Genomic DNA, 8879 nt, shown 5'->3' on the forward strand with positions numbered 1-8879 from the left:
CGAGAGGAGTGGGCCCCAATGGACCTGCACTGCGTAATGTGCGTACGAGACGTGACCAGGGCGCTGGAGTGGTACGAGGCGCTCTTTGGCCGCCCGGCCGACGAGGTCATCGGCGAGGAGTACCTGTGGCAGGTCGGCGAGAACGCCTGGGTGGTCGTCGACGACCAGGACGTCCGGGCTGAGCGGGTAGGCGGCGCGATGGTCACCTTCGGCGTGACCGACTTCGACGCGATCCTTGGCCGGCTCGCCGAGCACGGCATCGAGCACGAACCGGTGGAGACGTACGGGAACGGGGTTCGCCACGTCACGGTGCTGGATCCAGACGGGAACAGCCTGTCGTTCGCCGGACTGCCTTCCGAGTAGCCGACGCCAGGCGCGGTTCCCGGCTGTCAGGAAGCGCGCTGCTGGCTGTGGGCGTGCCTCGGAGCACCTGGCAGGACGCGGGAATAACGTGCTGCAGCCGCGGGGCGTCGGAGGTCATACTGCGTCGGTGACTGACGTCTTGCCCGAGGTGCTGATCCGGAGCGAGGACGATCCTGACGACGTCGTGTCGATTGGTCGCCCCATCGGTGGTGTGGACGGCTTCTATGTCGTTCCCGTGGGAATCCACGCTGACGGCCTGTCCTGCACTCGGGATGCCGTGATACGCGGGGACGACGGAATCCGCGCGTTCTTCGCTGGGTTGGCACGGGATTGGCGCGGCTGGAGGGGCGTGCGCAAGTGGGACACGATCGAGCACGACCTCGCCATCAAGGCAAGACACACAGGTCGCAAGATCCGTCTCAACTTCACGCTGCGCCCTGGCTCCGACCGGGACTACTGGATAGTGACGCTTGAGATGGTGATCCCGCCTGACGAGTCGCTCGACCGACTGGCGAGGGACATCGGCGAGTTGTTCGGCGACCTGTAGCCGCGGGAGCAGTAGGGCAACAACGGCAGCGTGCGGAGCGGTAGCCGGCCGTCCCGCAATGGATGCGGTCCACGTTGCGGCGTTCCGTAATGGTTCTTCGGGCACCGTACGACTCCGCCAGCGCCGTTTGCCGATACCGCTGTTGAGCTCGGCGATTGTCGACGGGTGCGCCAACATAGACGGTTTCACCGTGTGCGGGCTTACTACCGCTCAAGCGCCTGCGGGCGTACGACTGGTTCAGGCGGTGACAGCGGCGGGCGGGTATTTCGCCGCGACGTCAACAGTCGCGCCATCACACTAGGAGTAATCAGCGCCGGAAATATTGGAAACGGAGGCCCTGGAGACCGCATGTTGTACACCGAAGCCTCCCGAGTGTGCCAGATAGACATCTGCCGAGGTGATCGCCGTCTGCTGTTGTCCGGTGCCGTAACGTATTAGGTCCGGACGGCGGCGGAATGAGGTGTCCCCGATGCGAGGAGAATCCGTGGTGGTCACTCTCTTGACCGGCACGCTGGCGTCAGCCCTGGCCGGGTGCAGGGAAGACAGCGACGTTCGTATCGTGCCGCCCGTCACGGAGAGCGTGTCCACCCTGGAGTCCGTCCCGGTGCCCCCGAAAGACGAGCCGGGCAACGGAACCACCACAGGTGGTGGGTAGCGACCGGAGCCTGGGCGGAGTACTGGTGCACGAGTGGCGGGGCACCCGGGACCGGTCTAACCGGCGGAGCGACGACCTCTTCGGGTGAGTATCAGTGCAGGTAGAGCGGTGGACGGCTCCCGGGTGATCTTCCTCGGGAGCCGTTTCCGTTCAGTGCTGGTTCCGTGGACACCGCCAAACGACGACAATCGTCGACAGAGGGTCACAGATGGCTTGGCCAGCGCCGGTATTCCGAAACCGGGGTTGAGCTGTGGTTTCGGGCATGACGCTGGCCGAGAGTGATGGTTCCGCGCTGTCTACTTCTCCCCCGCTCGCTCGTACAGGCCGTCTCGTAGCGCCGGGTCGGGTTGCCAAGGGTGGCGAAGCCATGGATCTTGTGTCGAAACGATGACATTGCGCTGGCACTGTGTGGACATTCACCGGAGATGCTTGGTGCATGCGAAGTCGTTCAGTCCTCGTCGCGGCTGGCGCGGTGCTCGCGCTGGCCGCGAACGTCCTGACCACCTACAACGCGCAGGCCATCGTGGGCGGCAGTCAGTCCACCGAGGTGTACTCGTTCATGGGCTCGTTCCAGCCGTCCTACCCCAGACCGCCACGCGCTGACGGACACGGTTGCGGTGTGGAACTCCTCGCGCCGCAATGGGTACTGACCGCCAGTCATTGCGCGGGCAAGAACCCGACCAATGCGAGAAACGGCGTTCCCAAAGGCTGGAAAGTCCGGATCGGATCGCTCGACACCACCTCCGGCGGCAAGGTCGTTGATGTCGACCACTACTACCGGCTCGCGACCGGTCATGACGAAGGCGGCTTCTGGGGCAAGGATCTCGCGTTGATGCACCTGCGCACGCCCGTGCACGCGCGGCCCGTGCGGATCGCCTCCAGCACGCCCACCGACGGTACCCCGACTCGTATCCTGGGCTGGGGCATGACCTGCGACGACGCCCTGCCGGAGTGTTATCCGAACAGGCTGCGCGAAGCCGACACCGCGGTGCAGCCGGTCTCGACGTGTACGGTCGCCTCTCCAGGCGAGTTGTGTATCGGGAGTCTCGATGGCACCGTCGGTGCGCGGAACATGGACTCCGGCGGGCCCGCGCTGGTCCGCCAGGGTGACGGCTGGGCGCTGGCCGGCGTCGTCAGCGGCCCCAGTTCCGACGGTGAGCCGGTGCTTTACACCGACGTCACCAAGCACGCCGACTGGATCAACGGCATCATCAGCGGCGCCTCCGTGCCCGCCGATGACGTGATCCCGAACGTGGAAGGCGCGGTGGACCTCGCCGACTGCGTGGGCTCGGTGATCCGCACTGCCGCCTCCCGCCCGAACGATCCCGCGCTGATGCTCACCAACGGCCATTGCGTGCAGGGACACCGTCCCGCGCCGGGCGCCGCGCTCGTGGATCAGCCCGCCGACCGCGCTGTGTCGATCGCCGACGCCCAAGGCTACCCACGTGCCTCTGCCCGTGCGGATCGTCTGGTGTACGCGACCATGACCGGTACCGACATCGCGCTCTACCGTCTGGACCGGACCTACGCGCAACTGGCAGCGAAGCGTGCCAAGGTCTTCAAGCTCGCCTCCACGCCAGTGCGGGCGGGCGACCCGTTGACCTTGGCCTACACCAGCAGCCGGCTGAGCTGCACCGCCGAGACGGTGGTGCCGCACCTGAAGGAAGGCGGCTATCAGCTGGAGAACTCCATCCGCTACGCCACCAGTCCGCAGTGCCAGCCGTTCCACGGCATGTCGGGCTCGGCGCTCCTGGCGGCCGACGGCTCCACAGTGGTCGGGGTGCACAACACGCACAACGACGGCGGGGAGCCGTGTAGCAACAACAACCCGTGCGAGGTCGGAGCGGATGGGAGCACGACCTCGGTGCAGGGACGCTCCTACGGCCAGCAGGTCGATGGGATCGCGGCCTGCCTGAGCGCCGGTTCACGGCTGGACCTGACCCTGCCGGGTTGCGCGTTGACCAAGTGACCAGCCCTTCACCTAACGGCCTCGTGCACGGTAGTTGATCTTTCTGGTACATCGTGGAGCTGGTTGCGGAGGTCGGTCCGGTGGGGCAGGCGCGGCAGGACGCCCGCCGGGCCGGCCGCGGCGACGTGCAGTGGGTGCGTGCGGACAGTATCGCCCGCTGCTGGCTCGGCTCGGGAACATCTCGGCGCGCCAGGGTGCCGGGTACGCCACCCAGACGTACTGGATCACCACCTGTGTGCGTCCTGGCAACAAACCTCGACCTGCGGTTGCCCGGAATCCTGCTGGCTGGCTAGCCGGGGCAGCCGACCGGCCCTCGGGTGTGCCCGCCTCCTCGGAGCGTGACAGGCCCGGGAGCCGCCGCAGTGCAGGCGATCTGCGTCATAGCCACAGTGGACAGTGTGGTCACGTCGATGGGCAGCGTGACCGTCGTGTCCTCGATGGTCATCGGCTCGGCCTCCCGAGGAACCTCGCTGCGGTAGCCGTTCGCCTGCTCCACCTCGCTGGGACCCTCCGCCAGCAGCCGCAACGCGGCCGAAGGGTCGGTCTGGTGCCGGGTGGCCCGCAGCACCGGCTCGACGGCGTCGTTGCGCACCAGGAAAACCAACGCTCCGGTCGCGGGAGAGCCGGCGATCGGGTCCGTCGGCCGCACGCCACATCCCGTGACCAGAAGAACCACCGCGACGACCAGGCGCCTCACGGTGGACCTCCTGACGGGAGGCGAAGCGTGAACACGGCACCCTCGCGGCCGTTGCCCGCCTCGAGGGTGCCGCGGTGCAACCTGGCGTTCTCCCACGCGATCGCCAGGCCAAGGCCGCTGCCCTCGGACCGCGGTCGCGCGGTGTCCGCCTTGTAGAACCGGTCGAAGACGTGTGGCAGCACAGCGGGGTCCAGGCCGGGCCCGTGGTCGGTGACCTGGATGACGAGCCAGCCGGGCTCGCCACGCAGCACCACCGTCACCGGAGGAGAGCCGTGCCTCTGGGCGTTGCCGACCAGGTTCGCCACGATCACATCCAGCCGGCGCGGATCGACCCTGGCGCGCACCGGCAGCAGCTCGGTGACCACATCGGACCACCGGCGGGCCCGCAGCGTCGCGAGCACGGCGTCGGCCACGTCGATCTCCTCGAGCTCCAGCGCGGCCGCGCCGGAGTCGAACCGGCTCACCTCCATGAGGTCGTCGACCAGGCGGGTCAGGTTGCGTGTCTCCTGGCTGACCAGACCGGCCGCCGTCCTCGCGTCCCCGTTCAGGTGGGGTGCCTCCTCGTCGAGCACGTCCGTGACCGCCGTCATCGCGGCAAGGGGAGTGCGCAGCTCGTGCGACACGTCGGCGACGAACCGCCGCGCGTCCGAGACCTGCTTCTCCAGTGCCGCGGCCGTGGCGTTGAACGTGTGCGCCACCCCGGCCAGCTCGTCGGCGCCGCGGACCCGCACGCGGGTACGCAGGTCGCCCTCGCCCAGCCTGCGCGCGGCCTCCCGGAGCTCCCGCACTGGGCGGAGCACGCTCCTGGCCGCGAACCACGCCAGGAGACCACCGAGGGCGAGCGAGCCGACGGCGACGACCCACGCCACCCTGGCCAGCTCGCCGATGCTCTCCTGCTCGGGTAGCAGGCTGCGCGCACCGTAGATCTCCATATCGGCCACCCGCATACCGATGACCAGCTCGACCTGCCCGCCACGGGCCGTCCGCTGCCAGGCGACCAACCCGGTCCGTACCTTGTCGCGCAGCTCGAAGGGGATGTCCTCGACCCGCAGGCTGTTGCCGTCGCCGTAGGGCCGGCCCCGGTAGAGGATCACCCCGGAGTCGTCGCGGTCGGACAGCTCGCCCGCGTCCGGGACGGTCATCGTCATGACCTTCTCTGTGAACGCCCGCACGGCCGCGACCTGGGCGCCCTCCAGGAGCACGTTGCGTGCCCGCACGTACATCGCCCCGGCCACCGCGGCGGCGGTCACCGCGCCGAGCAGGACGAACGCGATCAGCAGCCGGGTACGCAGGCTCCTCACAGCGGCCCGAAGCGGTAACCGAAGCCCCGGACGGTCTGGATGTGACGCGGCGCCGCCGGGTCGGTTTCGATCTTGGACCGTAACCGCTGCACGCACGCGTCCACCAGGCGTGAGTCGCCGAGGTAGCCGCGGTCCCACACCGACTCCAGCAGCTGCTGGCGGCTGAGCACGCGGCCGGGTGCGCTGGACAGTTCGAGCAGCAGTCGCAGCTCGGTCGGCGCGAGGCCGACCTGCTCGCCGTTCTTGCTGACCACCAGGCCGGCGCGGTCGATCGTGAGGTCGCCGTGCAGTTCGGCGTCGGCGTGCTGGACCGGGTCGCCCGCGCGGCGCAGCACCGCCCGGATGCGTGCCTCGAGCACCCGTGGCTGGACCGGTTTGACGACGTAGTCGTCGGCGCCCGCCTCGAGACCGGCCACCACGTCCATGTCATCGCCGCGGGCGGTGAGCATGATGATCGGCAGGTTGCCGACCGCCCTGATTCGTCGGCACACCTCGAACCCGTCGATACCGGGCAGCATCAGATCGAGAACGACCACGTCGGCGTCCGCCAGCCCGCTGAGTCCCTGCTCGCCGGACTCCGCCGCCCGCACGACATGTCCCTGCCTGCGCAGCGCCAGCCGCAGCCCTTCGCGCACAGCCTGATCGTCCTCGATCAACAGCACCCGTGACATAACATCAACTATCGCAAGGCGATGCGGCGTCCGCCCGTCCACTCGACACATGGTGCCGTGCCCGTGTCATGGCGGCTTCCGCCGAATGTCATGGTCGTGTCACGGCTGTCCGGGCCGTCAGGAAGTCGCTGTACATGTCCTCGACGGTGCCGGACAGCTTGGCGCCGGCACCTTCGGCAGGTCGAACCGGCGGATCGACGACCTCTTCGAGTGAGTATCAGTGCAGCTGGAGTGGGCGGAACGGCTCCCGAGGTGAAGCAGGGATTTCGGCCCTGATATGGCCGGAAGACTGTTACTCAGTGTGGCTGAATTAACCCCTGAGTTCCATCGTGCAGCATTTGGGGCCGCCGCCGGACTTTCGGAGTTCGGAGATGTCGAGGAAGGTGGGGTCGTAGCCGTGGTGGAGGAGTTGGTCGGCTAGGTGGGTGGCTTCCATGGGGAGGACCACGTTGCGGCCGTCCGATACGGCGTTGAGGCCAAGGCATTCCGCGTCCGCCTCGGTCGCGATGATGGCGTCGGGGAAAAGGCGGCGTAGGACGCGTTGTGAACCCACGGAAAACGCCTCGGGGTAATAGGCGATGTGGGCGTTGCGGGTCGCGTTTGCCTCGGTCAGGACACACAGCGCCGTGTCCAGGTGGTAGTAGCGGGGGTCGACCAGGCTGAGCGACACCACGGGCACCCCCAGGAACTCCTGGGCCTCGGAGTGCGCTCCCGGGTCGGTGCGGAAGCCGGTGCCGGCCAGCAGTACCGCCCCGGTCCAGGTGAAGTCGCCTTCGGCCTCGTTGGTTCTCGTGGGCATGAACACGTCTCGGTAGCCGTGGTCGAGGAACCAGCGGCGGTAGTGATCGGCCTCGGGGGCGCGTTGGGGGGCCCGGAAGCGCGCACCCAGGACCCGGCCGCCGATGACGGTGCCGGAGTTGGCGGCGAACACCATGTCCGGCAGGCCGGGCTGGGGCTCGATGAACTCCACGCGGTGGCCCCAGCGACGGTACGTGTCCGCCAGCTCCGTCCACTCCTTGACCGCCAGCTCCGTGCTCACCGGCTGGCTCGGGTCCATCCACGGGTTGATGGCGTACTCGACCGTGAAGTACTTGGGCTCGCACAGCAGGTAGCGGCGACGGGTGGAGACTCGGGCCTCGGTCATGAACCAAATGTAAGCGCGGCCGTTCGCGGCGATCAATGTCGCACAGGCGCCCCAGAACATGCAGTATGTTGCGTGTGGACGCCTTGGATCAGCGAATCATTTCACGGCTCGTCGCCGACGCGCGTTCGAGCTACTCGGAGATCGGCAAGGCGGTCGGGCTGTCGGCGCCGGCCGTCAAGCGGCGGGTGGACCGGCTGCTCGACACCGGTGTGCTCCGCGGCTTCACCGCCGTGGTCAACCCGGAAGCACTCGGCTGGGGCACCGAGGCCTTCGTCGAGGTCCACTGCATCGGCAACGTCACACCCGACCGGATCCGGGCCCGGCTGCTGCCGCTGCCCGAGGTCGTCGCTGCCTACACGGTCTCGGGGGCGGCGGACGCGATCGTGCACCTGCGCGCGGGGAGCATCCACCACCTCGAGGACGCCCTGGAGCGCCTCCGGGCAGTCGACATGATCGACCGCACGGTGTCGACAGTCGTGCTCTCGCGGTTGCTGGACCGGCCGCCGGCCCCGGAGCTCAGCTAAGACCTAGAGTCATGCGGCATGAACGAGGTCCTGCTCGAGCGGCGCGACGGGGTCGCGGTGCTCACACTCAACGTTCCGGATCGTCGCAACTCGATCACCCTTTCGATCGCCTCGCGGATGGCGGAGCTCGTCGGCGAGTGTGAGCAGGACGACACTGTTTCGGCGCTGGTCGTGACCGGCGCACCGCCGGCCTTCTGCGCCGGTGCCGACCTCACCGCCCTCGGGGAAGCTCGGGAGGAGGGGCTGCGAGCCATCTACGAGGGGTTTCTCACGGTGGCCCGCTGTCAGCTGCCCACGATCGCCGCCGTGGGCGGCGCCGCGGTCGGGGCCGGGTTGAACCTCGCTCTGGCCTGCGACGTACGACTGGTGGGGCCCCGCGCCCGGTTCGACGCCCGCTTCCTCCAGCTCGGCATCCACCCCGGCGGGGGCATGACCTGGATGCTCCAGCGGCTCGTCGGACCGCAGACGGCCACGGCGATGACGATCTTCGGGGCTATCCTCGACGGGAGTGAGGCAGTACGGACGGGCCTGGCGTTCCAGCAGGTGGACGGCGACCACGAGGACCTGGTCGCGGCCGCGGTCGACCTTGCCCAGCCGGCCGTTCGAGCACCGCGCGAGCTGGTCACGACCACGAAGCGAACGTTGCGCACCACGGCCGCCTACGATCGGCACGACGATGCGATCGAGACCGAACTGGCAGCGCAGCTGGCGTCCATGGAGACGCCCGCGTTCGCCGAGCTGCTCGCCGCGATGCGAGCACGGATTTCCCACCAGCCGTAACGCTCATCCCAGCATCTGGGAGATCCTACTGTGATGTGGGACGCGAATACCCTGGAGACCAGGGAGACACCAGTGCCCACGCGGCTACGCTCGTAGGTAAGGCACACCTGTGCAGGAGAGGGATCAGCAGAGCATGAGCACCAGCGTCAACGGGGGGAACGGAACCAGGGCCACCCAGGTGACCAAGCTGGACCGGGTGGTGATTCGGTTTGCTGGTGATTCTGGTGA

General features: G+C 68.2%; 9 protein-coding genes. 5 read left to right on the forward strand and 4 right to left on the reverse strand.

The genetic code is table 11. The features are described 5' to 3' along the window. The first annotated feature begins 36 nt into the window (after positions 1 to 36). From BU204_RS16900 to BU204_RS16910, 3 genes are all read left to right on the forward strand, one after another. Entirely contained in the window at positions 37 to 363 is a 327-nt protein-coding gene (locus BU204_RS16900; RefSeq protein WP_269844648.1) for a VOC family protein, read from the forward strand. Positions 364 to 490: 127 nt separating this feature from the next. After that, entirely contained in the window at positions 491 to 910 is a 420-nt protein-coding gene (locus BU204_RS38320) for a DUF6228 family protein (RefSeq protein WP_083661377.1), read from the forward strand. A gap of 1091 nt (positions 911 to 2001) precedes the next feature. Next, a complete protein-coding gene (locus tag BU204_RS16910; RefSeq protein ID WP_075126629.1) occupies positions 2002 to 3534 on the forward strand; it encodes a trypsin-like serine protease in 1533 nt (510 codons plus the stop codon). 289 nt (positions 3535 to 3823) lie between these two features. On the opposite strand, the gene BU204_RS16915 is transcribed toward BU204_RS16910, so the two are convergent. The 4 genes from BU204_RS16915 to ddaH form a co-directional block, all read right to left on the reverse strand. Continuing rightward, positions 3824 to 4231 carry a hypothetical protein gene (locus BU204_RS16915; RefSeq protein WP_075126630.1) on the reverse strand — a complete coding sequence of 136 codons (408 nt, stop codon included), beginning with the start codon at positions 4229 to 4231 and terminating at the stop codon, positions 3824 to 3826. After that, positions 4228 to 5532, reverse strand: a complete 1305-nt coding sequence (locus BU204_RS16920) for a sensor histidine kinase (protein WP_075126631.1) — start codon at positions 5530 to 5532, stop codon at positions 4228 to 4230. Before BU204_RS16920 ends, BU204_RS16915 begins: the two co-directional genes overlap by 4 nt. Further along, on the reverse strand, positions 5529 to 6203 hold the full coding sequence (locus BU204_RS16925) for a response regulator transcription factor (RefSeq protein WP_075126632.1): 675 nt from the start codon (positions 6201 to 6203) through the stop codon (positions 5529 to 5531). Before BU204_RS16925 ends, BU204_RS16920 begins: the two co-directional genes overlap by 4 nt. A 310-nt stretch (positions 6204 to 6513) precedes the next feature. After that, positions 6514 to 7347, reverse strand: a complete 834-nt coding sequence (ddaH, locus tag BU204_RS16930; protein WP_075126633.1) for a dimethylargininase — start codon at positions 7345 to 7347, stop codon at positions 6514 to 6516. Between the two features lie 74 nt (positions 7348 to 7421). Between ddaH and BU204_RS16935 the strand changes: the two genes are divergently transcribed. Both BU204_RS16935 and BU204_RS16940 read left to right on the forward strand, forming a co-directional pair. After that, positions 7422 to 7871, forward strand: coding sequence for an Lrp/AsnC family transcriptional regulator (locus BU204_RS16935; protein WP_075126634.1), 450 nt, complete (start codon positions 7422 to 7424; stop codon positions 7869 to 7871). 18 nt (positions 7872 to 7889) lie between these two features. Continuing rightward, a complete protein-coding gene (locus BU204_RS16940; protein ID WP_075126635.1) occupies positions 7890 to 8651 on the forward strand; it encodes an enoyl-CoA hydratase in 762 nt (253 codons plus the stop codon). Positions 8652 to 8879 lie beyond the last annotated feature (228 nt).

This window comes from Actinophytocola xanthii (assembly GCF_001921205.1).
Lineage (GTDB): Bacteria > Actinomycetota > Actinomycetes > Mycobacteriales > Pseudonocardiaceae > Actinophytocola > Actinophytocola xanthii.

Coding starts and splice junctions, on each gene's coding strand:
- BU204_RS16900 (WP_269844648.1), top strand. CDS start 37: ATGTGCGTACGAGACGTGACCAGGGCGCTGGAGTGGTACGAGGCGCTC.
- BU204_RS16910 (WP_075126629.1), top strand. CDS start 2,002: ATGCGAAGTCGTTCAGTCCTCGTCGCGGCTGGCGCGGTGCTCGCGCTG.
- BU204_RS16925 (WP_075126632.1), bottom strand. CDS start 6,203: ATGTCACGGGTGCTGTTGATCGAGGACGATCAGGCTGTGCGCGAAGGG.
- ddaH (WP_075126633.1), bottom strand. CDS start 7,347: ATGACCGAGGCCCGAGTCTCCACCCGTCGCCGCTACCTGCTGTGCGAG.
- BU204_RS16940 (WP_075126635.1), top strand. CDS start 7,890: ATGAACGAGGTCCTGCTCGAGCGGCGCGACGGGGTCGCGGTGCTCACA.